We start from the raw sequence: 24,009 nt of genomic DNA, 5'->3' as shown, positions 1-24,009 counted from the left end.
TAGCAATTATTAAGTGCCTATTTAAAAATTACCTTACCTTTGCTGAAACAACTTATTATATCATGCTTAAAGGATTTTTTAACGTACCAATCCCTGTTAATGAACCCATTTTGGGTTATGCACCTGGAAGTAAAGAACGTGAACTTTTAATGGCTGCTATAGCCAAGGCCCGTTCAGAACAAATAGAAATACCAATGCACATTGCGGGGAAAGAGGTCCATACCAATAATAAAGGAAAGGTTAGCCCGCCGCACGATCATCAACATATTCTGGGACAATACAGCAAAGGTGATAAAGCACACGTAGCCCAGGCTATTGATGCTGCGCTGGCTGCTAAAGCAGATTGGGAAAACCTGGCCTGGGAACACCGCGCCGCCATTTTTTTAAAAGCGGCAGAGCTAATTGCTGGGCCTTACCGTTATAAATTAAATGCCGCCACTATGCTGGGCCAGAGTAAAAATGCTTACCAGGCTGAAATTGATTCGGCATGTGAGCTGATCGACTTCCTGCGTTTCAACGTAAGTTATATGGCCGACATTTACAAACAGCAACCCCCGGTATCGCCAAAGGGATCCTGGAACAGGGTTGAACAGCGCCCACTTGAAGGCTTTGTATTTGCGTTAACTCCTTTTAATTTTACAGCCATTGCCGGAAACCTGCCCACATCGGCAGCAATGATGGGTAATGTAGTGGTATGGAAACCGGCCAATACACAGATTTTTGCAGCCAATGTGCTGATGGAGATTTTTAAGGAAGCGGGATTACCGGATGGGGTAATTAACCTGGTGTATGTTTCAGGCCCTGATGCAGGGGATGTTATTTTTAACCACCCTGATTTTGCCGGCATACACTTTACCGGTTCTACAGGGGTTTTCCAGAACATCTGGAAAACTATAGGCAACAATATCCACAAGTTTAAAACCTATCCGCGAATAGTTGGTGAAACAGGTGGTAAAGATTTTATCCTGGTACATGGATCTGCGGAAGCCGAAGCTTCGAGCACGGCAATTATCCGTGGAGCATTTGAATACCAGGGGCAGAAATGTTCGGCAGCGTCGCGTGTGTATGTCGCTAAAAGCATCTGGCCAAAAGTAAAAGAATTTATGCAGCGTGACCTGGCCACTTTCAAAATGGGTGGTACTGAAGATTTCAGCAACTTTATCAATGCAGTTATTGATGAGAATTCTTTTGATAAACTGGCCACATACATTGACGAGGCAAAGAAAGATAAAGGTGTAGAAATTATTGCCGGCGGAAACTATAATAAGACTAAAGGTTATTTCATTGAACCTACAGTTCTGGTGGTTGACGATCCGAAATACACCACCATGTGTGAAGAACTTTTTGGACCGGTTTTAACCGTTTATGTATATGAAGACAAAGAATTCGATAAGGTGTTAAACATGATTGATACCACTTCCATATACGCCTTAACGGGTGCAGTAATTGCACAGGACCGTTATGCTATCGAAAAAGCAACGCATGCTTTGAGAAATGCGGCCGGAAATTTTTACATCAATGATAAATGTACCGGGGCAGTTGTTGGTCAACAGCCTTTTGGAGGTGCCAGAGGTTCCGGAACCAATGATAAAGCCGGATCTATGATCAATCTTTTACGCTGGGTATCTCCCCGTGCAATAAAAGAAACTTTTGACCCGCCTAAAGATTACAGGTATCCCTTTTTAAAAGAGGAAAAATAAGAGTAAAAAAACTCCAGGCTTATGGCCTGGAGTTTTTTTATGACAATATTCGTTCAGTTAGGTACCATACTATCCGTACCCTGTTTAACCGCAAAATTACCTTCTGGTTATTTTCCCGTCTTCATTTTAAACACCGGAGAAATATCATCCGCATTAGAAGCGCTAACCTGTAAGTCGGTAATCAAACCTGTTTGCAGGCTATATACCCAGGCATGAACAGAAAGCTCCTGTCCCGTAGCCCATGCGTTCTGTACAATTGAAGTACTCATTACATTTGCCGCTCCTTCTATTGCGTTCAGCTCAACCAAACGGTTAGACTTTTTCTGAGGATCTTTAATGGTTTGCATTTCTCTTTCGTGTAAGCGGATCACATCTTTGATGTTCCTTAACCAGTTGTCGATCAGACCAACCTGGTTATCGCCCAGGGCGGCATTTACACCGCCGCAGCCATAATGACCACATACAATGATATGTTTTACCTTTAATACGTTTACAGAATAATCCAGTACACTCAGCAGGTTCATATCTGTATGGGTAACTACATTGGCAATATTCCTATGCACAAAGATATCTCCAGGCATGGTATTGGTAATTTGATTGGCAGGCACACGGCTGTCTGAACAGCCTATCCACAATACTGGAGGCGCCTGGCCCGCGGATAACTTTTCGAAGAATTTAGGGTCTTCTTTAAGCGTTTCCGCAACCCATTCTTTATTACCTTTTAATAAACTCTCGTATGTGATTTGATGACTTTCTAGTTTTTCTAATTTTGCGCACATGATAATTTAATTATTAATTTCTTCAATGACTTTATTGTTCAGTTTTGGCACGGTATATTGCTCTTTGATATTCTCTAAAATTACAATAATACCCTTAGTATAAGCATTATGCTTATAATTAAAAATGGTTTCCAGTACATCCGGATCTATATACCGGGAATTGGTTCCATCAATGATCACATTGGTCTCTTTTGGAATTTTATTGAGCACTACCTGTATGGCAGCCTTGTTTAAGAATGATACCTCTTCGGCCAGTTTGATCCTGATGTTTTTCTTATCACCCTCTTCCTGGATCTTATAGAAGAAAGGGTTCCTCATATTGGTTCGCAGCAGGTAAAATACCGAGAACAGCATACCTATGGCTACACCTTTCAGCAGATCGGTAAGCAGAACGGCTATAATTGTAATCACAAAGGGCACAAACTGGTCCCAGCCCTTATGGTACATATGCTTAAATAAAGCTACTCTTGTAAGTTTATAACCTGTTACCAATAGTATAGCTGCTAAACAGGCCAAAGGTATCATATTTATCAGACCTGGAATGAAAAGTAGGGATAAAAGTAACCAGACACCATGAAATATGGCCGACATTTTGGTCCTTCCACCAGCATTCACATTGGCTGAACTGCGTACAATTACCGAGGTCATGGGCAAACCACCCAATAATCCGCTTACAATATTTCCCGTGCCCTGTGCCATCAGCTCTCTATTTGTAGGCGAGACCCTTTTGATGGGGTCTATTTTATCCACAGCTTCGATGCTCAATAATGTCTCTAAACTGGCTACTACAGCAATTGTTACAGCTACCATCCATACTTTACCATTGAGTAGCTGAGAAAAATCGGGTGCGGTAAACAGGGCAGTAAATTCTGACCATCCATTTACAACGGGAATTTTAACCATTTGCGCATCCTGAAGGGCATAGCCGGTTCCCTGAAAGACAACACTTAACCCGATACCCAGGATAACTACCACCAGTGGTGCCGGAACAGCACTTAATTTTTTAAATTTCGGCCACAACAACAAAACTCCAATAGACAGACCACTGATTACTATCGCAGCTATACTAAAATGGCTTAATGCGCCCCCAATGGCCGAAAATGTATTTTCATGATCTTTCTGAAAAAAACTCTCATCCCCAAAAAAATCCGAATCCACACCAAGCGCATGCGGCAGTTGTTTCAGAATAAGCGTAAGCCCGATTGCAGCCAGCATACCTTCAATTACGCTTGAAGGAAAATAATTACCTATTGTACCGCCTTTTAATAGCCCAAGTATCAACTGCATTGCCCCTGCAAGCACTACAGCAAGGAGAAAAGTCTGATAGGCACCAAGCTGACCAATTGCACCTAACACAATAGCCGTTAAACCAGCTGCAGGTCCACTTACACTTAACTGGGAACCACTTACACTTGCAACAACTATCCCGCCCACAACACCTGTAATCAGGCCTGCAAAAAGAGGCGCCCCCGAAGCCAATGCTATACCTAAACACAGTGGCAAAGCCACCAGGAATACCACAATACTGGATGGCAGGTCACGCTTTAAATTCTTTTTTAATATATACTTCTTCACTTCCAATCTTGAAAAGATTGAGTTTCCGCTTTGCATAAAACTAAGTTTTATAATGTTTTAAACTAATTTTTTAATCATTACATCATGATCCTGCTAAAGGAACATGATGCTTACAAAATTAGCACCTGTTAGGAGGCGGTGTTGGCACAGAGGGATGAAATGGATCAACATGCCGTTTGAAGTGATCAATAAAACTGTTGTTGATGCCAAAATGACTCAGTACAGCCGAAAAGCTATAGTCATAATGCATATCAATCTTAAAATCACAAAGTTTTATTTTTGCTTTGCCATTATCTCCATCTGCACTATGCTCCGCTTCTATCTGCATAATCACGGAATTCATGATCTCTTTGTCGATATGGTTAAAAAACACAGGCGCGCCAGATATGATCATCTTTGCTGAAAAGATGCCCAGAAAGGCTATAATAATCAATAAGCGATATTTCCTAAGGAACATTTATATCCGTGTTTTTTTATTGCTATTCTCCAAAAATAACGCCAAAATAGGCTAACTAACAAATTGTCGTGTAATAAAAATGTAATTTAGTTGTTATCAAATGTAAGAAGCGCTCAGTTAAACTTGTAAAATCAGCTGGCTTATTATAGGAAAATAAAGCATTAAGCGTAATTTAGGGCACTCAAATACTTTCGGTCATTTATGAAACAGGTTTTATCCGTTTTATTGCTTTTCTGTTCATGTTTTGCCTTTGGGCAAAGCAATAACTCACCATCAACTTACGATCCGCATGAAATTGCCATTACCGGCTATCTGCAAACACAATATCAAAGGGCACAATCGGCGGGGATTTCTTCCTTTTCTGGAGGCGACTTTGCAAAAAACTCGAAAGATCGTTTTATGATCCGCAGGGGAAGGTTAAAAATTGACCGGGCAGATAAGTATTCGAGCATTGTTTTTCAGATTGATGCTACCCAAAACGGAGTACAGCTAATGGATGCTTTTATACAGTTACACCGACCGGAGTCAAAAGCATTGTTATTTACAGCCGGATTGTTTAACCGTCCTTTTGGATATTCTATTGTTTATTCATCAGGTTACAGGGATTTCCCTGAAAGGGCAAGGGTATTCCAAACACTGATGCCCCGTGAAAGGGATCTGGGAGCAATGCTGACGTTCAGGCCAGATGGCAAATTTCATTTTCTTACTGCCGAATTGGCTGTAATAAACGGAAGCGGGCATTCGGCCAGGGACTATGATTCAAAAAAGGATTTTGTAGGCAACCTCGGCTTTAAATTTGATAGTCTTGCCAATAAAAAACTTCAGCTGGGCTTTGGAGGCTCTTTTTATAAAGGATCTGTACGTAGCGACACGGAGAGTTATTTTACAAGCAATGGAAATGGCTTTTTTAAAAATACAAGCCCGGATAATATAGACTGGAATGCAAAACGCGATTATTATGGGGCAAACCTGCAATTGCAATACGACAATACTTTTGGTGCCACCTCATTTAAAGCAGAATACATTGGTGGAACACAACCCGGTGTAGCCAGCACAGCACTCATAACGGGGCCCGCAGCCAGTACCAGCTTTTCTACCCAGCCCAACACTGATCTGTACCTGCGCCCATTTGAAGGATATTACCTTTGGCTATCCCAGCGTATAGCCAAAAGCAGGTTTACAGCTTTGCTTGCTTATGATGTTTATGATCCGAATAAAGATGTGAAAGAAACAGAAATTGGGGCAAACAACAATACAACCGCTGCAGACATTAAATTTAATACATTGGGCTATGGCATGACCTGCCTGGTTAACACAAGGGTTAAGCTCACTGTATACAATGAACATGTTGTAAATGATCCTACGCAGTTGCCAGGGTATATGAATGACCTTAAAGACGATGTTTTTACAGTAAGACTGCAATACCGCTGGTAATGATATATTGATGATATTTGACAAAATCATTTTAAATGAAGAATAAAATAGAGGTATTACAGGATAAGATTAAACAAGCTCATGCTGGTGGCGGTGCTGCAAGGATTGATAGTCAACATAAAAAAGGGAAATTAACAGCCAGGGAAAGGATCCATTTTTTAATGGATGAAAACTCTTTTGAAGAGATTGGAATGATGGTTACCCATAGAAGCACCGATTTTGGAATGGAGTCTGAAAAATATCTGGGTGATGGTGTGGTAACAGGCTATGGCAATATTAATGGTCGCCTGGTTTATGTATTCTCACAGGATTTTACCGTATTTGGTGGCTCATTATCTGAAACTCATGCCGAAAAGATCTGTAAAATTATGGACATGGCCATGAAAAATGGGGCGCCGGTTATTGGCTTAAATGACAGTGGTGGTGCACGCATACAGGAAGGTGTGGTTTCATTGGGCGGATATGCCGATATATTTTACAAGAACGTTCAGGCTTCAGGAGTAGTGCCCCAGCTGTCTGCCATTATGGGGCCCTGTGCCGGGGGTGCTGTATATTCCCCGGCCATTACAGATTTTATTTTAATGGTTGAAAATACTTCTTACATGTTTGTTACGGGGCCAAATGTGGTTAAAACGGTAACCCATGAAGAAGTAAGCGCTGAAGAACTTGGAGGGGCATCTGCACATGCAACTAAATCTGGTGTAACGCATTTTGCATGCGCAAATGAACTGGATGCCATTGATCATGTTAGAAGGTTACTGAGCTATATGCCGCAAAACTGCGAGGAAATTCCGGCACGGCTACCTTATGAAGCAACAGACGAAAACAGGGCAGTGTTGAACGACATCATGCCCCAAAATGCCAATCAGCCTTATGATGTAAGGGGTATAATTGCAGAAACAGCAGATAGCGAGAGTTTTTTAGAAGTGCATGCCGCTTATGCAGAGAACATAGTAGTCGGTTTTGCCCGTTTAGCAGGCAGAAGTATCGGTATTGTAGCCAACCAACCGGCTTACCTGGCCGGGGTTTTAGACAACCACGCCTCTGCCAAAGCCGCAAGGTTTGTACGCTTTTGCGACTGTTTTAATATCCCTCTGCTTGTTTTTGAAGATGTACCAGGTTTTTTACCGGGAACGGATCAGGAATGGAATGGCATCATTAACAATGGGGCTAAGCTACTTTATGCCTTTAGTGAGGCCACAGTACCCCGTATTACCGTAATTACAAGAAAAGCTTATGGCGGTGCTTACGATGTAATGAACTCCAAGCATATTGGTGCCGATTTAAATTATGCCTGGCCAACTGCTGAAATAGCAGTTATGGGTGCAAAAGGGGCTGCCGAAATTATCTTTAAAAAAGAGATCAGCACAGCTGAAAAGCCTGAAGAAAAATGGCTGGAGAAAGAAAAACTTTATTCGGACACTTTTGCCAATCCTTACCGCGCAGCAGAACGGGGATTTATAGATGAGGTGATAGAACCCGCTCAAACCAGGAATAAGCTGATCAAGGCTTTTAAAATGTTAGAAAACAAGGTGGTGAACAACCCCCGTAAAAAACACGGAAATATCCCTTTATAATGGAGCTGAAACGGTCTGATGTTTTATTGATGGCCTTTTGCACAGGGCTTATTGTTGCCAATATTTACTATTGCCAGCCATTGGTCATACTGGTAGCCCGTGAGTTTAACCTGACAGAAAGTTATGCCGGCCGGATCACCTATCTGACACAGGCCGGCTATGCACTGGGCCTGTTCTTAATTGTCCCGCTGGGTGACATGTTTGAACGCCGCAGACAAATACTGCTGATTACAGCTATAGCTATAGCCGCATTGTTGCTGACAGCGCTTGCTCATACTTTCCTGCTGTTGCAGGTGGCCAGCGTATTAATTGGGGCCAGTTCCATCATCCCACAGTTAATTTTACCGATGGCGGCCAACCTCAGCTCCAATGAAAAAAGGGGTCAGACAATTGGTGTGATCATGAGCGGCTTGCTGATAGGGATACTTGCATCCAGGGCATTGAGTGGTAGTGTGGGGTATTTATGGGGCTGGCGTACCATGTATTTTATTGCCGCAGGTATCTGCTCGCTCCTTTTATTATTAATGGCCAAACGCTTTCCGCAAAGCAGACCAGCTTTTAATGGTAGCTACAAAGCACTGATGTTATCCATGTGGCATTATATCAAAACACAACCTGTTCTTCGTGAAGCCTCAATTATTAATTTTTTGGCTTTTGCTATACTTAGTGGCTTCTGGACTACTATGGTATTGTTCCTGGCCAATCCGCCTTTTGGTTTTCAAAGTCTGCAGATCGGCTTATTTGGCATTGCAGGTGCTGCCGGGGCCATGGCTGCTCCATTGGTAGGTAAACTGAGCACTGGTAAAAATCCGCGCAAAAACCTCTTAACAGGACTTATTTTACAGTTAATCAGTATTGCTGCCTTTTATTTTACTGGCAGCCATCTATATCTGTTTGTTGCCGGAATAATTTTGATTGACATAGGGCAACAGGCCATTCATGTTACCAACCAAACCAGGATTTATGCATTGGTTCCCGAAGCACGCAACCGACTGAATACTATTTTTATGTCTGTCAGTTTTGTCGGTGCATCAGTTGGCTCAGCATTTGGCTTATGGCTATGGGAAAAAGGCCAGTGGCCATTATTTTGTCTGGGCACGGCTTTGGTTGTTGGGTTAAATATATTAATTTACAATTTTTACAGCCACAAGCTTAAAACCTGACCATGGAGACCCTGCAGATTGAACAGATCAGATTCGATTTAACCTGGCGCATCAGACATGAGGTAATGTATCCCGACTTGCCCTATGAGGTGATTAAACTGGAAGATGATCCAAACGGTATACATTTTGGCCTGTTTGTTGATGGTCTGCTAACCGCTGTGGTTTCCCTCTTTAATGAGGGTAAAGTGTACCGGTTCAGAAAATTTGCAACAATCGTTAGCGCACAGGGCAAAGGCTATGGGACATTTCTGTTAAAACACATCATCAGTTATGTAAAACTTATGGGTGCCGAAAAACTCTGGTGTAATTCCCGGCTGTCGGCGGCAAACTTTTACAGCAAATTTGGCTTTGTGCAAACGGATCAGCGATCTGTGAGCAAGGAGATCGACTTTGTCATTATGGAGTTACAACTTGACAATTAACCCGTGGCTTAATGCCCGATTTATATATTTGCTTATCTTAAATACAAAATAATGGCTAAAAAGAAAGACGACAAACAGAAGCATGTTGCTGTAGTTACTAAAAAATCGCTCCAGTTTTTTGAAGAATATATCAACAATCCTTCTCCTACAGGCTTTGAATATCCAGGCCAGAAATTATGGCTGGATTATTTAAAACCTTATATAGATGAAAGCTTTATAGACAACTATGGCACTGCTGTGGGCATAATTAATCCTAAAGCTGAATATAGGGTAGTTATCGAAGCACATGCAGACGAAATCTCCTGGTTTGTAAATTACATCACTGCTGATGGCCTTATTTACGTCATCCGTAATGGTGGCTCTGATCATCAGATTGCACCCTCTAAACGGGTTAATATCCATACAGATAAAGGAATGGTTAAAGCGGTGTTTGGCTGGCCTGCAATACATACCCGTAATGGCGGCGACAAAGAAGAGGCGCCTGCACTGAAAAATATATTCCTAGATTGTGGCTGCACCAGCAAGGAAGAAGTAGAAAAACTGGGTATCCATGTAGGATGTGTTATCACTTACGAAGACGAGTTCATGACATTGAACGACCGTTATTATGTGGGCAGGGCTTTAGATAACCGTGCAGGTGGGTTTATGATTGCCGAAGTTGCCCGTTTACTTAAAGAGAATAAGCAAAAATTACCCTTTGGTCTCTATATCGTAAACGCGGTACAGGAAGAGATCGGATTACGGGGAGCGGAAATGATTGCTGATAGCATTAAGCCACATGTTGCAATTATTACCGATGTAACACATGATACCACAACCCCAATGATCAATAAAATTACACAGGGCGACCTGGCCTGTGGTAAAGGACCTGTTGTTTCTTATGCACCTGCTGTTCAAACCAATCTGAACAAATTACTGATCGAGACCGCTGAGAAGAACAATATTCCTTTTCAACGCCAGGCTTCATCGCGCTCAACTGGTACCGATACAGATGCTTTTGCTTACTCTAACGGAGGTGTTCCTTCGGCTTTGATCTCACTACCGCTCAGGTATATGCATACAACTGTTGAAATGATCCATAAAGAAGATGTAGACAATGTGATCAGCCTGATCTATCACTCGCTGTTGAACATCAAAAAAGACCATGATTTCAGGTACTCAAAGTAATAAAAACCCTGGTATTTTATTTTCGTTACCCATAAAAGAATTCCTCCTATGAGCAATCAGTCAGCAAATTTTACAGAAAAGGTTAAAGCCGCTTATCAACCCACAGGATCTTATATTTACCTGGGTGCCGGCATATTAAATGGCGAGGTATTGGCCGAAGCTGAAGTAAACTTGTCGCTGCAGATGATGAACAGACATGGTCTGGTTGCCGGTGCAACCGGTACCGGAAAAACCCGGACATTACAGCTACTGGCCGAACAGTTATCGGATGCTGGTGTCCCTGTATTTATGCTGGACGTAAAGGGTGATCTTTCAGGATTAAATCAACCCGGGCCGATCAATCCTAAAATTGAAGAAAGGGCACAGCAACTCAATAAGCCATTCTCCCCTGCTGGCTTTCCACTTGAGCTATATTCCTTATCTGGTAAGCTTGGCGCACAGATGCGTGCAACCGTGCTGGAATTCGGCCCCACTTTGCTGGCAAAAATCCTGGACCTGAATGATACGCAAACAGGGGTTCTGGCAGTGATCTTCAAATATGCAGATGACAATAAAATGCCCGTTATAGATCTCAATGACCTCAAAAAACTGGTTTCTTATTTATCGGAAGGAGAAGGTGCCGAAGAGATCAAAGGTACATATGGAAAAATATCCTCGGCTACTTCAGGCACCATCTTAAGAAAGATTGTAGCCATAGAACAACAGGGGCTCGCTGCTATGTTTGGCGAACGTTCCTTTGACATTGAAGATCTTTTTGAAAAAATTGATGGTAAGGGAACCATCAGTCTGCTAAATATTTCTGATGTACAGAATCAGCCAGTATTGTATTCTACTTTTTTATTGAGCCTGCTGGCAGAAATATTCTATAGTATGCCTGAAGCAGGCGACCTTGATAAACCCAAACTGGTCTTCTTTTTTGACGAGGCGCACCTGCTGTTCAAAAACTCTTCCAAAGCATTTTTAGAGCAGATTGAAACCATTATAAGATTAATCCGATCTAAAGGCATAGGTGTCTTCTTTTGTACCCAGGCACCCACAGATGTACCAGAAAGCGTATTGTCTCAGCTAGGGAACCGCATACAGCATGCCTTAAGAGTGTTTACCCCAAATGATGCAGATGCATTGAAAAAAACAGTCAATACTTATCCCAGATCAGACTTTTATAAGATCGATGAAATATTAACTGCTCTGGGAACAGGGCAGGCACTCATCACAGTATTAAACGAAAAAGGTATCCCTACAGAAGTGGTAGCAACCATGCTTACTCCGCCAAGGGCAATTATGGGGCCGTTAACAGCAGCAGCATATAACGACCTTATCCGGTCGAGTGCCATGACAGCAAAATATCAGGAAACGATTGACCCGGAAAGTGCTTACGAAATACTTACCAAAAGAATAAATGATAGATTGGCAGTACAGGATGAAACTGAAGAAATACAAACACCTGCAAAAGACGAAAAAAGTATCATAGAGAAAGTAATGGGCGCTACCATAACCCGACAGATAGGGAAAGAAATTGTGCGTGGTATATTTGGTATGCTTACTGGTAAAAAACCAAGAAGCGGAGGTAAAGGTATGTTTGGATTTTAAATAAAAAGCTACCTTTACTAAATCAAAAAATGTATTTTAGCGCACATAAAATATTACCTTACTACATTGAATATTAACCTAATTACTATTTTTATTGAATGAAACCTACTTTATTAATATTAGCAGCCGGTATGGCCAGCCGCTATGGCAGTATGAAACAAATTGATGGCTTTGGTCCAAATGGCGAAACCATTATCGACTATTCTATTTATGATGCAATAAAAGCCGGCTTTGGCAAAGTAGTATTCATTATTAAAGAAGAATTTGTAGATAATTTTAAGGCGATTTTTGAACCAAAACTAACAGGAAAAATTGAAACCGACTACGTTTTCCAAAATTTCGATTTAAAGCAGTTTGGTATCGAAGAAGAAATTTACCGTGAAAAGCCATGGGGAACGGCACATGCCATTCTTTCTGCGAGAAAAGTAATCAAAGAACCATTTTGCGTAATCAATGCAGATGATTATTATGGCTTTGATGCTTTCAAAAAAATGGTAGATTTCTTAAATAATGAGGCTACAGACAGCAATTATTCTATTGTAGGTTATCAGATCGGAAAAACCTTATCAGACTTCGGATCAGTTTCCCGTGGTGTTTGTAAAACCAATGCTGCAGGTTATCTGGAAGAAATCACTGAACGCACCCAGGTTTATAAAAAAGGCGATGGTATCGTATATGAAGAAAATGGGGTAGAATATCCTTTAGAATTCAATACCCCTGTTTCTATGAACTTTTGGGGATTTACACCTGCTGTTTTTAAACTGACTGAGGATTTATTTAAAGTATTTGCTTTAGAAAATAAAGACAAGCCAAAAGCAGAATTCTTTATTCCCTTAATTGGAGAAAACCTGGTTAAAACCAACACGGCCAGCTTTAAAGTGATCCCAACAGACAACCAATGGTTTGGTGTAACCTACAAAGAAGACAAGCCCTTTGTGCAAAACAGTATAGACCAGCTGGTAAAAGACGGTACATATCCTGAAAATCTTTGGAATAATTAATACCTGATGATATAAAACAAAAGGCCCTGATCATAATGATCAGGGCCTTTTGTTTTATATAGGATTAACAATTACTTTTTATCGTCTTTCACTTCTTCAAAATCTACATCTGTAACGTTATCACCGCCATCGGCTGCTTGTTGTCCATCAGCATGTGCTTCAGCACCAGCCTCTGGTTGTCCAGCATCCTGACCAGCTTTGTACATCTCTTCAGAAGCAGCATTCCATGCATTCTGTAAAGCTTCCTGAGCAGCATCAATATCAGCAAAGTTTCTTGCTGCATGCGCATCTTTAAGTTTTTTCAAACCATCCTCAATAGGTGCTTTTTTATCAGCAGAAAGTTTATCGCCAAATTCTTTTAATTGTTTCTCTGTAGAGAAGATTAAAGCATCAGCACTATTGATTTTTTCAGCTTCTTCTTTCGCAGCTTTGTCTGCATCAGCATTCTTTTCAGCTTCTTCCTTCATTCTCTTGATTTCTTCATCAGTCAAACCGGAGGAGGCCTCTATACGGATTTTCTGCTCTTTACCAGTGGCTTTGTCTTTTGCACTTACGTGTAAAATACCATTGGCATCAATATCAAACGCGACTTCTACCTGAGGAACTCCACGTGGAGCCGGCGGAATACCGTCTAAGATGAAACGGCCAATTGTACGGTTCTGAGCAGCCATAGGACGCTCACCCTGTAAAATATGTATCTCTACAGATGGCTGGTTATCAGCAGCAGTAGAAAAAGTTTCTGCTTTTTTAGACGGGATAGTGGTGTTGGCCTCAATTAATTTAGTCATTACACCACCCATGGTTTCAATACCTAATGAAAGTGGGGTAACATCTAATAACAATACATCTTTAACCTCTCCGGTCAAAACACCACCCTGAATTGCAGCACCAATAGCCACAACCTCATCAGGGTTTACACCTTTTGATGGTTCTTTGCCAAAGAATGCTTTAACCGCATCCTGGATAGCAGGAATACGTGTAGAACCACCCACAAGAATAATCTCATCAATATCACTTGTTTTTAAACCAGCATTTTTTAATGCAGACTTACAAGGATCAATTGTACGTTTGATCAGATCTCCGGCCAATTGCTCAAATTTAGCGCGGCTTAGTGTTCTTACCAGGTGTTTAGGTCCTGTAGCATCAGCAGTAATATAAGGCAGATTGATTTCGGTTGAAGTAGTACTTGAGAGTTCAATCTTTGCTTTTTCAGCTGCTTCTTTCAAACGCTGTAAAGCCATTGGATCCTGGTGCAGGTCCATACCGTTCTCATTTTTAAATTCTTCAGCCAACCATTCGATAATGATATGGTCAAAGTCATCACCACCTAAGTGCGTATCACCATCGGTAGATTTAACTTCAAATACACCATCACCCAATTCAAGTACTGAAACGTCATGTGTACCGCCACCGCAGTCAAACACAACAATTTTCATGTCCTTATGTGCTTTGTCCAAACCGTAGGCCAAAGCAGCAGCTGTAGGCTCATTGATGATACGTTTTACAGTTAAGCCCGCAATCTCACCTGCTTCTTTTGTTGCCTGGCGTTGCGCATCATTGAAATAAGCAGGAACCGTAATTACAGCTTCAGTCACTTCCTGGCCTAAAAAGTCTTCCGCAGTCTTCTTCATTTTTTGCAAGATCATGGCGGAAATTTCCTGCGGCGTATATTTACGGTCGTCAATCTCTACACGAGGTGTATTGTTGTCGCCCTTTACAACTTTATAAGGTACACGGCCAGCTTCTTTTGAAACTTCAGCAAAGCTGCTGCCCATAAAGCGCTTAATTGAATAAATTGTTTTTGTTGGGTTAGTGATGGCCTGACGTTTAGCCGGCTCACCTACCTTACGCTCACCATTCTCTGCAAATGCAACAATGGATGGCGTAGTACGTTTACCCTCACTGTTGGCTATAACTACAGGTTCGTTACCTTCCATTACGGCTACGCAAGAGTTTGTTGTTCCTAAGTCTATACCAATAATTTTTGACATGCTATTTATCTCTGTTTATGTTATGAAATCTTATTATTTAGTATCTGTTTAACAAGCAATGTGCCAATTGGTTTTTGGCAGAAAATATTACTTACAAAGAATAATTAAAGAAATTTATGGCCGAAAGCTGTTACAAAAATGTGACAGTATGACAGAAATCAGTCTTTAATACAATTTATCGAGGCCAAATAATCGTTCCAAATGATGATAGCCAATACCAAAATAAGCTTTCGATTCCAGGATCTTTTGTTTGATCTCTGCTTTCCTGGCGTCCCCATCTTTAGCAAAGGTATCTGAACCCGAGGTCTTGACTCCTACTACCAACACGTTCTTAGGCGTATGCGCATCAGAGATAAATTCAAATACCTTGGTTTTATAACCAAAGTATTCCATAATTAAAGCCCTGATCCCATCTGTTACCATCTCTGCCTGACGTTCCATGAAAATACCATATTTTGTTAAAAATGAAATTTCATTTTTCGATTTGTTCTTTTCCATTTCCCTTCTGATCTGCTTATGGCAGCATGGCGCCACAACAATCAGCCCTGCATTCGCCAGGATTCCTTTGTATATCGCATCATCTGTTGCTGTATCGCAGGCATGAAGGGCGATCAATAAGTCGATGGATTCAAGCGCATAATCTGCTATCGTTCCCTGAACAAAATCAAGTTTATCAAATCCCGAACTTTCCGCGATTCTGTTACACAAAGCAACCAGATCTTCCCTGTATTCCAGCCCTGTTATTTTAGCATTTTGGTTTAGCACATGATGCAGATAATCATATAAAGCAAAGGTCAGATATCCTTTACCCGAGCCCATGTCTACCACATTATTTACCTCTCCAGGTAACTCTCTCATGAGAGAACTCAGGATCTCTATGTACTGATTGATCTGACGATATTTATCCTGGGCATTTTTAAATACATTCCCGTCCGCGTCACTAATCCTCAGTTCTTGTAAATAAGTCTTTCCGGCTGGTACAATAATGCGTTTCTTTTCTTTATTATGAGCCAATGTGGGTTGTACTGCAGTTTTCACTTTTTTTTCCCTTAAAGCGATCAGTTGTTTCTTACCATGTTCAAGGATCACTTCTTTTTCAGTAGTAAATAAAGTCGCTATTCTAAAGTCATTACTTATAAAATTGCCCATTAACGTGATCCCTTCTGTTATCGGAAAATTTTTGATGATATCCCGGGTTTTATACCGATAAGTAAACGAAAGCATAGCTGTTCTTTTAATTTCAACCAGCCGCACATAGATATTCTTCAATTCTTTTTCATTCCCCTGGTAATTACCCATTGAAATTTTGACAAATACGCCGGCAGTGATGCTTTCCGAAAGCTGATCTTTAAATTGCTGTAAATAGACTTGATTGGACATGAAAATTGATTACCCCACAAAGATAGCCTTTTAGAAAAGGAATAGTAAATTCGCTTTATGCAATCCCTTTTTTTCATCGCCATTCTTCCACCAAGCTCAATCAGTAACGCTATCGATGAAATCAGGAAACAATGCGCAATGGATTATAGGGTTTATAGTGCACTTAAGCCGCCCGTACACATTACATTGATCCCTCCGTTCAACTTAGCGCCGGTGCTTGAACACAAATTAATCTCGAGCCTTGAACAGTGCAGAAATTTCCAGCCATTCGAACAAGAACTTAAGGACTATGCCGGGTTCTCACCCAGAGTCGTGTTCATCAACGCCTTAAAAAATCCTGGGATTACAGCCTTACATAAAATACTCAGGAAACACCTAAAAATATATCTGGAGAAAGACCCTGGCTCAATCAAGCCACACATCACTATTGCTTATAGAGACGTTGAACCAATCATTTACGAACAGATCATGGAAGCCTACAGCAAACGCCGTTTTAACGCTCATTTTACGGTCAGTAAATTTGCACTGTTAAAGCATGACGGAAAGAAGTGGAACCTGTTCAGAGAATTTGAATCCAGACCACAGGAAGAACAATATAAAATGAACCTATAAAACAAAAAACCCTGACCAAATTCTGGTCAGGGTTTTCTTTATCAGGAATAAAAGAATAATTATTCGCCTTTATCTTCCGTTTTTTCTTCAGCTGCAGGCGCTTCCGGAGCCACTTCTTCTTTTACAGGTGCCTCTTCAGCTACAACTTCTGCTTTTTCTGCTTTAACAGCAGGTGCATCAGTTTTTTTAGCTTTGCTTCTGCCACGACGGGTTGTTTTCTTCTCAGCAGATTCTGCTTCTTTACCATAAACCTCATTGTAATCAACCAGTTCGATCAATGCCATCTCAGCATTATCTCCCAAACGGTTGTTTAATTTAATGATTCTGGTATAACCACCCGGACGGTTAGCTACTTTTGCAGCAATATCACGGAACAATTCAGTAACAGTTTCTTTATCTTGCAAATAACCAAATACAATACGACGTGAATGTGTAGTATCATTTTTAGATTTTGTAATGATCGGCTCAACATACATACGTAAAGCTTTAGCTTTTGCCAGTGTAGTAGAGATTCTCTTGTGTTTAATTAACGATGAAGCCATGTTAGCCAGCATCGCTTTACGATGTGAATCTGTTCTTCCTAAGTGATTTACTTTTTTACCGTGTCTCATTTTTTAATTTATTCAGTGTATACCGTCTCTTTGATTTTATCTGAGGGAATTATACACTATTAACAATATGTTATTTATTTTTTATACCTATTATTCTTCGTCCAGTTTAAACTTAGACAAGTTCATACCAAACGATAAACTTTTAGATTTAACAAGTTCCTGGATCTCAGTTAAGGATTTTTTACCGAAGTTTCTGAATTTCAACATATCAGCCACATCATAAGAAACCAGATCAGCAAGCGTACGGATATCAGCTGCCTTTAAGCAGTTCAATGCACGTACTGAAAGATCTAAATCAACCAATTCAGTTTTTAAGATCTTACGCATGTGCAAGATTTCCTCATCAACCTCTTTCGTTTCTTCTTTCGCCTGAGACTCCAATACCAAATTCTCATCAGAGAAAAGCATAAAATGCTGGATTAAGATTTTCGCAGCTTCCTTTAATGCTTCTTCCGGATGGATTGAGCCATCTGTAGAGATATCCAATATTAATTTTTCATAATCTGTTTTCTGTTCAACACGATAGTTTTCTATAGTGTACTTTACATTTTTCATTGGCGTGAAAATCGAATCGATTGCGATCACACCAACAACAGCATCATTTATTTTATTCTCTTCTGCAGGTACATAACCACGTCCTTTATTAATGGTCAATTCCACTTCTAAAGTAACAGATTTCTCCATGTTACAAATAACGAAATCAGGGTTAAGCACCTCGAAGTTATTAGAGAATTTAGTAATGTCGCCAGCAACAAACTGCTCCTGTCCATTAACTAAAATAAAAACTTTCTCTGAGTCACCGGCATCTCCTGATTTTTTAAAACGCACTTGTTTTAAATTAAGAATGATTTCTGTTAAATCTTCTACAACGCCTTTTATGGTAGAAAACTCATGAGATACCCCTGAAAAACGAATACTTGTAATGGCATAACCTTCTAAAGAAGAAAGCAATATTCTTCTCAAGGCATTACCAATTGTTACACCGAAACCGGGCTCTAAAGGACGGAACTCAAATGTACCATCGAAATCAGTTGATTTCTGCATGATTACTTTATCGGGTTTCTGAAATGCTAAAATTGCCATTTATAATGTTTTTAGATCGTTATTAAAATTATGTAACGTAAAAAAGTTAACTGCTTTGTAACAGTTAACTAAATATATTACTTAGAGTATAACTCTACTATAAGATTTTCTTTGATATTTTCTGGTATCTCGTCGCGATTAGGATAAGCTAAAAACTTACCTGATAATTCACTTGCATTCCAGTCTAACCAATTGAATTTATTGATTACTCTGCCTGCTACTGAATTGGTAATAGCTTCTAAAGTTTTTGACTTTTGACGCACTGCGATAACATCACCAGCTTTCAATTGATAAGATGGAATATTTACTACTTCACCGTTAACTGTTACGTGTTTATGGCTAACTAACTGACGGGCAGCTGAACGTGTTGTAGCAATACCTAATCTGTAAACTGTGTTATCTAAACGAGCTTCTAATAATTGTAATAAGTTATCACCTGTAATACCACCACGTGAAGACGCTTTGGTAAATAAGTTACGGAACTGACGCTCTAATACACCATAAGTATATTTAACCTTCTGTTTCTCCATTAACTGTACAGCATACTCTGACTGTTTTCCTCTTCTTTTTGAAGCACCGTGCTGCCCAGGAGGATAATTTTTTCTGTCTAGTACTTTATCAGGGCCAAAAATTGGCTCTCTGAACTTACGGGCGATTTTGGACTTTGGTCCTGTATATCTTGCCATTGTTTTTTGTTTTAAAGTATCATGCAACCTTACGCTGCAGACTCTTAGCTTTAAAAATTAATAAATTAAACTCTTCTCTTCTTAGGAGGACGACATCCATTGTGTGGAAGCGGGGTAATATCTTTGATAGAGGTTACTTCTATACCTGAAACCTGCAATGTTCTAATTGCAGACTCACGACCAGAACCCGGACCTTTAACAAAAACATCTACTTTACGCAGCCCCAGATCAAATGCTACTTTACCGCAATCAGATGCAGCCTGACCTGCTGCATAAGGCGTGTTCTTTTTAGAACCTTTAAAGCCCATTTTACCTGCAGAAGACCATGAAATAGTTTGACCATTGTTATTTGTTAAGGTAACAATGATATTGTTAAAAGTAGCATTGATGTGTGCCTGACCAACAGGCTCAATAACAACAATACGCTTTTTGGTAACTTTTTTACTCTTAGCCATAATTATTATTCAGTACTAATTTTATTTAGTAGCTTTTTTCTTGTTTGCAACTGTTTTTCTCTTGCCTTTACGTGTACGAGAGTTGTTCTTAGTGCGCTGACCACGTACCGGCAAACCTTTTCTGTGACGTAAACCACGGTAACAACCGATATCCATTAAACGCTTAATGTTCAACTGAACTTCTGAACGTAAAGCACCTTCAACTTTTACTCCGTCGTTAATAATGGTACGAATTGCCGATAACTCATCATCAGACCAATCTTGTACTTTTTTGTTAAAATCGATACCTGCCTCCGTTAATATACGTTGCGCAGTTGCTCTTCCTACTCCGAAGATGTAGGTTAACCCGATCTCACCTCTTTTGTTTCTTGGTAAATCTATACCTGATATCCTTGCCATATTTGTATTTAGCGATTTTGATTTACGATCTTTTGATTTACGATTCACGATCAGGAAGCTGTGCAACCCAATTACGTAATCTTAATTCGTAAATCTAAAATCTAAAATTTAATTAACCTTGACGTTGCTTAAATTTAGGGTTCTTCTTGTTGATTACGTAAAGTTTACCTTTACGACGAATAACCTTGCAATCCGCACTACGTTTTTTAATTGATGACCTAACTTTCATTTTATTTGTATCTATAAGTAATCCTGCCCTTTGATAAATCGTAAGGCGACATCTCTAATTTGACTTTGTCCCCCGGTAAAATTTTGATATAATGCATCCTCATTTTTCCAGAGATATGAGCAATAATCTCATGACCATTTTCCAGTTCTACACGGAACATGGCATTCGATAATGCTTCCCTTATTACACCGTCTTGTTCAATTGAGGCTTGTTTAGCCATATAATATTGATTTTTACTTAATTAGCTGTTGTTCAACAGGGATGCAAAATTAAATAAAAAAATTTAATTATTTACTTTTTTTCTTTAAAACTTCTTCAATGAATGAAAAGGTTGATAAAACATCTGCATTCCCCTTTTTAACCGCAACAGTATGCTCAAAATGTGCCGATGGCTTATTGTCCTTACTGGTTACAGTCCATCCATCAGACCAAAATTTAACCCCTGCCGTACCTGCATTGATCATCGGCTCTATCGCAATCACCATTCCCTCTTCCAGTTTAATTCCACTTCCCCTTTTGCCATAATTAGGCACCTCGGGTTTTTCGTGTAATTTAACTCCAACACCATGACCAACCAATTCTCTCACTACTCCAAATCCATTTGCCTCTGCATAAGCTTGTACTGCAAATCCCACATCACCAATTCTCGAACCAACCACAGCCTTTTCTATAGCCAGTTTCAGACATTCCTGTGTTACTTCCACAAGTTTCTGACGCTCGCTGTCGATCTCTCCAATAGAAAAAGTATATGCCGAATCCCCAAAAAAATCATTCTTGATCACACCACAATCTACAGAGATCAAATCTCCTTCCTGAATTACATAATCCCCAGGAAATCCATGAACAACCTGTTCATTTGGTGAAATACATAAAGAATAAGGAAATCCATTATAATTTAAAAAAGCAGGGATCGCACCATGGTCTTTTATAAATGTCTCAGCCAGATCATTAAGCTTCTTTGTTGTTACTCCCGGACCAATGACCTTAGCAACTTCAGCTAAGGTCTTTGATACCAGCAAAGAACTTTCTCTTATTAACTCTATCTCTTCCGGAGATTTGTAATAGATTTTAGACATTGTATTTACTAAATCACAGCATTGCTACCACTCGCTGCAGGAATTCCCGTACGACCAGTAACCCTACCTGTTTTCATTAATCCATCGTAATGACGCATTAATAAATAACTCTCAATCTGTTGTAAGGTATCTAGAACAACCCCTACCAGAATCAGCAAAGACGTTCCTCCATAAAAATGTGCAAACTCAGATTTAATCCCAAATTTAACTGCAATAGAAGGAAGAATTGCAATGATCGCCAGGAAAACTGCTCCTGGAAAGGTGATCTTGGAAATCACATCATCAATAAATGATGAAGTAGATAAACCCGGTTTTATGCCCGGTATAAACCCACCATTCTTTTTCATGTCATCAGACATCTGAGTAGGATTAACTGTAATCGCAGTATAGAAAAATGTAAATGCAATAATTAAAAATGCAAACGTTAAACTATAGGCCAAAGAAGTATAATCACTAAACTGAATCAGCCAGGTATTCTGCAAGGATGGAAAAAATCCTGTCAAAGTTGCGGGAATAAACATTAATGCCTGGGCAAAAATGATCGGCATCACACCAGCAGCATTTACTTTTAAAGGTATATACTGCCTAACCCCACCAAACTGTCTGTTGCCTACAATCCTTTTTGCATATTGTACAGGCACTTTACGAACGCCCTGTACAATCATGATCGTAAACATTACAACAGCAAAAAGCGCAACAATCTCAACAACCAGGGCAATTAAGCCCCCGTCACCTACAAACCTTGAACTGATCTCCTGTTGCAGCGCAATAGGCAAACGGGCAATAATACCAACCATAATGATCAGTGATATACCATTACCAATACCTTTGTCAGTGATTTTCTCACCTAACCACATTACAAATAATGTACCTGCAGATAAAACAAATGTTGCAAGCACAAAAAATAAGGTGTGGTCTATAATGATAGCCTCAGCTGGAACCTGTGTTTTAACATAACCCACAGCCTGAACAGCTGTAATGGCTACGGTTAAATAACGGGTAATCTGATTGAGTTTCTTTCTTCCGCTCTCACCTTCCTTTTGCATCTTCTGAAAAGAAGGAACCGCAATACCTAATAGCTGAACTACAATAGAGGCAGAAATATAAGGCATAACACCCAAGGCCAGGATAGATACCCGGGAAAATGATCCTCCCGCAAACATATCCAACAGACCTAAAATGCCAGACTTCGTATTATCGCCTAAAAGTGTTGCATCTACACCTGGTAATACCACATGAGATACAAACCTATAAACTAAAAGAATCATGAGCGTAAAAATAATACGCTCTTTCAATTCTTGAATTTTCCAAATATTACTTAAAGTAGTAAACAGCTTCTTCATTAATTACAATTTTTCGATTGAGCCTCCAACAGCCTCAATAGCTTTTTGTGCAGTTGCAGAAAAAGCATGTGCTTTAACTTCTATCTTAGATTTAACTTCACCGCGACCTAAAATCTTAACCAGATCGTTTTTAGATGCTAAACCATGTTGTTGTAAGGCAGCAAAATCTATGCTTGTTAAGTTAAACTTCTCAGCCAATCCTTGTAACACATCTAAATTTACACCTACGTATTCAACACGGTTAATAGGTTTGAAACCTACTTTAGGCACACGACGCTGTAATGGCATCTGACCGCCTTCAAATCCAACCTTGGTTGAATGTCCTGAACGTGATCCGGCCCCTTTATGACCACGGGTGGAAGTACCGCCACGACCAGAACCGGTACCACGACCAATTCTCTTACTATTTTTAACAGAACCTGCTGCAGGTTTTAAATTACTTAAGTTCATTTCTTGAAACTTATTGTGTTGCCCTTCGCTTTCACTAATCAGGGTCAACGGTTAAACAATATACAAAGGTTGCAAATGTAATTATATTAACTACATTTACAACCTTTAAAATAATTTATATGCGCTCTATCGCGATTAAGTGATTCACTTTTCTTACCATTCCAATAATGGCATCAGTTGCCTCAACTTCTACACTTTGGTTCATTTTAGTTAAACCTAAAGCTTGCATTGTTCTTTTCTGGCGCTCACTTCTGTCGATAATGCTTTTTACCTGGGTTATTTTGATCTTAGCCATAATATTATCCGTTAAAAACTTTATTTAAATCAACACCACGCTGTTGTGCAACAGTGTAAGCATCACGCATTTTAGTTAAAGCATCTACAGTTGCTTTTACCACGTTGTGAGGATTTGATGAACCTTTTGATTTTGCCAGTACGTTATGTACTCCAGCACTCTCCAATACAGCACGCATCGCACCACCAGCAATAACTCCGGTACCTACAGCTGCAGGTTTGATCAATACAAAACCTCCAGAAAATTTACCGATTTGCTCGTGAGGAACAGTACCATTCAACAAAGGAACTTTTACCAGGTTCTTTTTAGCATCATCAATGCCTTTTGCAATTGCTTCTGTTACCTCTTTTGCTTTACCCAATCCGTATCCAACGATTCCGTTCTCATCTCCAACAACTACGATTGCTGAGAAGCTGAAAGTACGACCACCTTTGGTTACTTTGGCTACGCGTTGTATGCTAACTAAACGATCTTTTAATTCGATCTCGCTAGTCTTAACTCTTTTTATATTGATAGTTGACATTCTTATCTAAT

26 protein-coding genes are annotated in these 24,009 nt (G+C 40.0%); 9 read left to right on the top strand and 17 right to left on the bottom strand.

All coding sequences use genetic code 11. The annotated features are described in order from the left end of the window. Positions 1–62: 62 nt before the first annotated feature. The gene (gene pruA, locus PHEP_RS03225) at positions 63–1,700 is read left to right on the top strand and encodes an L-glutamate gamma-semialdehyde dehydrogenase (protein WP_012780812.1); all 1,638 of its coding nucleotides are present in this window, start codon (positions 63–65) and stop codon (positions 1,698–1,700) included. A 107-nt stretch (positions 1,701–1,807) separates the two neighbouring features. Here the strand turns inward: pruA and PHEP_RS03220 are convergent, their stop codons facing one another. The 3 genes from PHEP_RS03220 to PHEP_RS03210 all read right to left on the bottom strand — a co-directional run bounded on the left by PHEP_RS03220 (position 1,808) and on the right by PHEP_RS03210 (position 4,511). Beyond that, positions 1,808–2,479, bottom strand: coding sequence for a carbonic anhydrase (locus tag PHEP_RS03220; RefSeq protein WP_012780811.1), 672 nt, complete (start codon positions 2,477–2,479; stop codon positions 1,808–1,810). A 6-nt stretch (positions 2,480–2,485) separates the two neighbouring features. Continuing rightward, complete coding sequence (locus PHEP_RS03215; protein ID WP_012780810.1) at positions 2,486–4,090, bottom strand: SulP family inorganic anion transporter; 1,605 nt, start codon at positions 4,088–4,090, stop codon at positions 2,486–2,488. A gap of 82 nt (positions 4,091–4,172) precedes the next feature. Beyond that, entirely contained in the window at positions 4,173–4,511 is a 339-nt protein-coding gene (locus PHEP_RS03210; protein ID WP_012780809.1) for a hypothetical protein, read from the bottom strand. A 201-nt stretch (positions 4,512–4,712) separates the two neighbouring features. On the opposite strand from PHEP_RS03210, the gene PHEP_RS03205 reads away from it, so the two are divergent. The 7 genes from PHEP_RS03205 to PHEP_RS03175 all read left to right on the top strand — a co-directional run bounded on the left by PHEP_RS03205 (position 4,713) and on the right by PHEP_RS03175 (position 12,865). Next, complete coding sequence (locus PHEP_RS03205) at positions 4,713–5,945, top strand: porin family protein (RefSeq protein ID WP_012780808.1); 1,233 nt, start codon at positions 4,713–4,715, stop codon at positions 5,943–5,945. A gap of 35 nt (positions 5,946–5,980) precedes the next feature. Next, on the top strand, positions 5,981–7,522 hold the full coding sequence (locus PHEP_RS03200; protein WP_012780807.1) for an acyl-CoA carboxylase subunit beta: 1,542 nt from the start codon (positions 5,981–5,983) through the stop codon (positions 7,520–7,522). Beyond that, entirely contained in the window at positions 7,522–8,685 is a 1,164-nt protein-coding gene (locus tag PHEP_RS03195) for an MFS transporter (RefSeq protein ID WP_012780806.1), read from the top strand. The genes PHEP_RS03200 and PHEP_RS03195 overlap by 1 nt, the downstream gene beginning before the upstream one ends. Positions 8,686–8,687: 2 nt before the next feature. Then, positions 8,688–9,107, top strand: a complete 420-nt coding sequence (locus PHEP_RS03190; RefSeq protein WP_012780805.1) for a GNAT family N-acetyltransferase — start codon at positions 8,688–8,690, stop codon at positions 9,105–9,107. Positions 9,108–9,158: 51 nt separating this feature from the next. Continuing rightward, positions 9,159–10,274 carry a M42 family metallopeptidase gene (locus tag PHEP_RS03185; protein ID WP_012780804.1) on the top strand — a complete coding sequence of 372 codons (1,116 nt, stop codon included), beginning with the start codon at positions 9,159–9,161 and terminating at the stop codon, positions 10,272–10,274. 48 nt (positions 10,275–10,322) lie between these two features. Beyond that, entirely contained in the window at positions 10,323–11,864 is a 1,542-nt protein-coding gene (locus PHEP_RS03180; RefSeq protein WP_012780803.1) for a helicase HerA-like domain-containing protein, read from the top strand. 98 nt (positions 11,865–11,962) lie between these two features. Continuing rightward, the gene (locus tag PHEP_RS03175; RefSeq protein WP_012780802.1) at positions 11,963–12,865 is read left to right on the top strand and encodes a nucleotidyltransferase family protein; all 903 of its coding nucleotides are present in this window, start codon (positions 11,963–11,965) and stop codon (positions 12,863–12,865) included. Positions 12,866–12,936: 71 nt separating this feature from the next. Here PHEP_RS03175 and dnaK read toward each other — a convergent pair whose 3' ends face one another. After that, the gene (gene dnaK, locus PHEP_RS03170) at positions 12,937–14,856 is read right to left on the bottom strand and encodes a molecular chaperone DnaK (protein ID WP_012780801.1); all 1,920 of its coding nucleotides are present in this window, start codon (positions 14,854–14,856) and stop codon (positions 12,937–12,939) included. 165 nt (positions 14,857–15,021) lie between these two features. After that, positions 15,022–16,236: a class I SAM-dependent methyltransferase gene (locus PHEP_RS03165; RefSeq protein ID WP_012780800.1), complete on the bottom strand. Its 1,215-nt coding sequence runs from the start codon at positions 16,234–16,236 to the stop codon at positions 15,022–15,024. A 57-nt stretch (positions 16,237–16,293) separates the two neighbouring features. On the opposite strand from PHEP_RS03165, the gene PHEP_RS03160 reads away from it, so the two are divergent. Beyond that, complete coding sequence (locus PHEP_RS03160) at positions 16,294–16,848, top strand: 2'-5' RNA ligase family protein (protein ID WP_012780799.1); 555 nt, start codon at positions 16,294–16,296, stop codon at positions 16,846–16,848. 59 nt (positions 16,849–16,907) lie between these two features. On the opposite strand, the gene rplQ is transcribed toward PHEP_RS03160, so the two are convergent. The 12 genes from rplQ to rpsE form a co-directional block, all read right to left on the bottom strand. After that, positions 16,908–17,459, bottom strand: a complete 552-nt coding sequence (rplQ, locus tag PHEP_RS03155) for a 50S ribosomal protein L17 (protein ID WP_012780798.1) — start codon at positions 17,457–17,459, stop codon at positions 16,908–16,910. Between the two features lie 90 nt (positions 17,460–17,549). Further along, positions 17,550–18,542 carry a DNA-directed RNA polymerase subunit alpha gene (locus tag PHEP_RS03150; protein WP_012780797.1) on the bottom strand — a complete coding sequence of 331 codons (993 nt, stop codon included), beginning with the start codon at positions 18,540–18,542 and terminating at the stop codon, positions 17,550–17,552. 77 nt (positions 18,543–18,619) lie between these two features. Continuing rightward, positions 18,620–19,228, bottom strand: a complete 609-nt coding sequence (gene rpsD / locus PHEP_RS03145) for a 30S ribosomal protein S4 (protein ID WP_012780796.1) — start codon at positions 19,226–19,228, stop codon at positions 18,620–18,622. A 65-nt stretch (positions 19,229–19,293) separates the two neighbouring features. Beyond that, the gene (rpsK, locus tag PHEP_RS03140) at positions 19,294–19,683 is read right to left on the bottom strand and encodes a 30S ribosomal protein S11 (protein ID WP_012780795.1); all 390 of its coding nucleotides are present in this window, start codon (positions 19,681–19,683) and stop codon (positions 19,294–19,296) included. 21 nt (positions 19,684–19,704) lie between these two features. Next, a complete protein-coding gene (gene rpsM / locus PHEP_RS03135; RefSeq protein WP_012780794.1) occupies positions 19,705–20,082 on the bottom strand; it encodes a 30S ribosomal protein S13 in 378 nt (125 codons plus the stop codon). Between the two features lie 112 nt (positions 20,083–20,194). Continuing rightward, positions 20,195–20,311 (bottom strand): type B 50S ribosomal protein L36, encoded by a 117-nt coding sequence (ykgO, locus tag PHEP_RS21865; RefSeq protein WP_008244551.1) that lies wholly within the window; start codon positions 20,309–20,311, stop codon positions 20,195–20,197. A gap of 1 nt (position 20,312) precedes the next feature. Beyond that, positions 20,313–20,531 (bottom strand): translation initiation factor IF-1, encoded by a 219-nt coding sequence (infA, locus tag PHEP_RS03130; RefSeq protein ID WP_008244555.1) that lies wholly within the window; start codon positions 20,529–20,531, stop codon positions 20,313–20,315. Between the two features lie 67 nt (positions 20,532–20,598). Continuing rightward, entirely contained in the window at positions 20,599–21,387 is a 789-nt protein-coding gene (gene map / locus PHEP_RS03125; protein ID WP_012780793.1) for a type I methionyl aminopeptidase, read from the bottom strand. 8 nt (positions 21,388–21,395) lie between these two features. After that, positions 21,396–22,730 carry a preprotein translocase subunit SecY gene (gene secY, locus PHEP_RS03120; RefSeq protein ID WP_012780792.1) on the bottom strand — a complete coding sequence of 445 codons (1,335 nt, stop codon included), beginning with the start codon at positions 22,728–22,730 and terminating at the stop codon, positions 21,396–21,398. A 3-nt stretch (positions 22,731–22,733) separates the two neighbouring features. Then, positions 22,734–23,180 (bottom strand): 50S ribosomal protein L15, encoded by a 447-nt coding sequence (gene rplO / locus PHEP_RS03115; RefSeq protein WP_012780791.1) that lies wholly within the window; start codon positions 23,178–23,180, stop codon positions 22,734–22,736. A 115-nt stretch (positions 23,181–23,295) separates the two neighbouring features. Then, positions 23,296–23,475, bottom strand: a complete 180-nt coding sequence (gene rpmD, locus PHEP_RS03110) for a 50S ribosomal protein L30 (protein WP_012780790.1) — start codon at positions 23,473–23,475, stop codon at positions 23,296–23,298. Between the two features lie 4 nt (positions 23,476–23,479). Next, positions 23,480–23,998 (bottom strand): 30S ribosomal protein S5, encoded by a 519-nt coding sequence (rpsE, locus tag PHEP_RS03105; RefSeq protein WP_008244566.1) that lies wholly within the window; start codon positions 23,996–23,998, stop codon positions 23,480–23,482. Positions 23,999–24,009 lie beyond the last annotated feature (11 nt).

Source organism: Pedobacter heparinus DSM 2366 (assembly GCF_000023825.1).
In the GTDB taxonomy this organism is placed as follows: domain Bacteria; phylum Bacteroidota; class Bacteroidia; order Sphingobacteriales; family Sphingobacteriaceae; genus Pedobacter; species Pedobacter heparinus.
Note: the sequence above shows the minus strand (reverse complement) of the source record. Positions and strands in the feature narration are given on the sequence as shown.

Bases quoted from the DNA above. Each gene is read 5' to 3' on its own strand.
- PHEP_RS03215 (WP_012780810.1), bottom strand. From the start codon at position 4,090: ATGCAAAGCGGAAACTCAATCTTTTCAAGATTGGAAGTGAAGAAGTAT.
- map (WP_012780793.1), bottom strand. From the start codon at position 21,387: ATGTCTAAAATCTATTACAAATCTCCGGAAGAGATAGAGTTAATAAGA.
- PHEP_RS03190 (WP_012780805.1), top strand. From the start codon at position 8,688: ATGGAGACCCTGCAGATTGAACAGATCAGATTCGATTTAACCTGGCGC.
- infA (WP_008244555.1), bottom strand. From the start codon at position 20,531: ATGGCTAAACAAGCCTCAATTGAACAAGACGGTGTAATAAGGGAAGCA.
- rpsD (WP_012780796.1), bottom strand. From the start codon at position 19,228: ATGGCAAGATATACAGGACCAAAGTCCAAAATCGCCCGTAAGTTCAGA.
- PHEP_RS03160 (WP_012780799.1), top strand. From the start codon at position 16,294: ATGCAATCCCTTTTTTTCATCGCCATTCTTCCACCAAGCTCAATCAGT.
- dnaK (WP_012780801.1), bottom strand. From the start codon at position 14,856: ATGTCAAAAATTATTGGTATAGACTTAGGAACAACAAACTCTTGCGTA.
- rpsK (WP_012780795.1), bottom strand. From the start codon at position 19,683: ATGGCTAAGAGTAAAAAAGTTACCAAAAAGCGTATTGTTGTTATTGAG.
- PHEP_RS03210 (WP_012780809.1), bottom strand. From the start codon at position 4,511: ATGTTCCTTAGGAAATATCGCTTATTGATTATTATAGCCTTTCTGGGC.
- rpmD (WP_012780790.1), bottom strand. From the start codon at position 23,475: ATGGCTAAGATCAAAATAACCCAGGTAAAAAGCATTATCGACAGAAGT.
- rplQ (WP_012780798.1), bottom strand. From the start codon at position 17,459: ATGAGACACGGTAAAAAAGTAAATCACTTAGGAAGAACAGATTCACAT.
- ykgO (WP_008244551.1), bottom strand. From the start codon at position 20,311: ATGAAAGTTAGGTCATCAATTAAAAAACGTAGTGCGGATTGCAAGGTT.
- pruA (WP_012780812.1), top strand. From the start codon at position 63: ATGCTTAAAGGATTTTTTAACGTACCAATCCCTGTTAATGAACCCATT.
- PHEP_RS03195 (WP_012780806.1), top strand. From the start codon at position 7,522: ATGGAGCTGAAACGGTCTGATGTTTTATTGATGGCCTTTTGCACAGGG.
- PHEP_RS03220 (WP_012780811.1), bottom strand. From the start codon at position 2,479: ATGTGCGCAAAATTAGAAAAACTAGAAAGTCATCAAATCACATACGAG.
- rpsM (WP_012780794.1), bottom strand. From the start codon at position 20,082: ATGGCAAGGATATCAGGTATAGATTTACCAAGAAACAAAAGAGGTGAG.
- rplO (WP_012780791.1), bottom strand. From the start codon at position 23,180: ATGAACTTAAGTAATTTAAAACCTGCAGCAGGTTCTGTTAAAAATAGT.
- PHEP_RS03200 (WP_012780807.1), top strand. From the start codon at position 5,981: ATGAAGAATAAAATAGAGGTATTACAGGATAAGATTAAACAAGCTCAT.
- PHEP_RS03175 (WP_012780802.1), top strand. From the start codon at position 11,963: ATGAAACCTACTTTATTAATATTAGCAGCCGGTATGGCCAGCCGCTAT.
- PHEP_RS03150 (WP_012780797.1), bottom strand. From the start codon at position 18,542: ATGGCAATTTTAGCATTTCAGAAACCCGATAAAGTAATCATGCAGAAA.
- rpsE (WP_008244566.1), bottom strand. From the start codon at position 23,998: ATGTCAACTATCAATATAAAAAGAGTTAAGACTAGCGAGATCGAATTA.
- PHEP_RS03165 (WP_012780800.1), bottom strand. From the start codon at position 16,236: ATGTCCAATCAAGTCTATTTACAGCAATTTAAAGATCAGCTTTCGGAA.
- secY (WP_012780792.1), bottom strand. From the start codon at position 22,730: ATGAAGAAGCTGTTTACTACTTTAAGTAATATTTGGAAAATTCAAGAA.
- PHEP_RS03205 (WP_012780808.1), top strand. From the start codon at position 4,713: ATGAAACAGGTTTTATCCGTTTTATTGCTTTTCTGTTCATGTTTTGCC.
- PHEP_RS03180 (WP_012780803.1), top strand. From the start codon at position 10,323: ATGAGCAATCAGTCAGCAAATTTTACAGAAAAGGTTAAAGCCGCTTAT.
- PHEP_RS03185 (WP_012780804.1), top strand. From the start codon at position 9,159: ATGGCTAAAAAGAAAGACGACAAACAGAAGCATGTTGCTGTAGTTACT.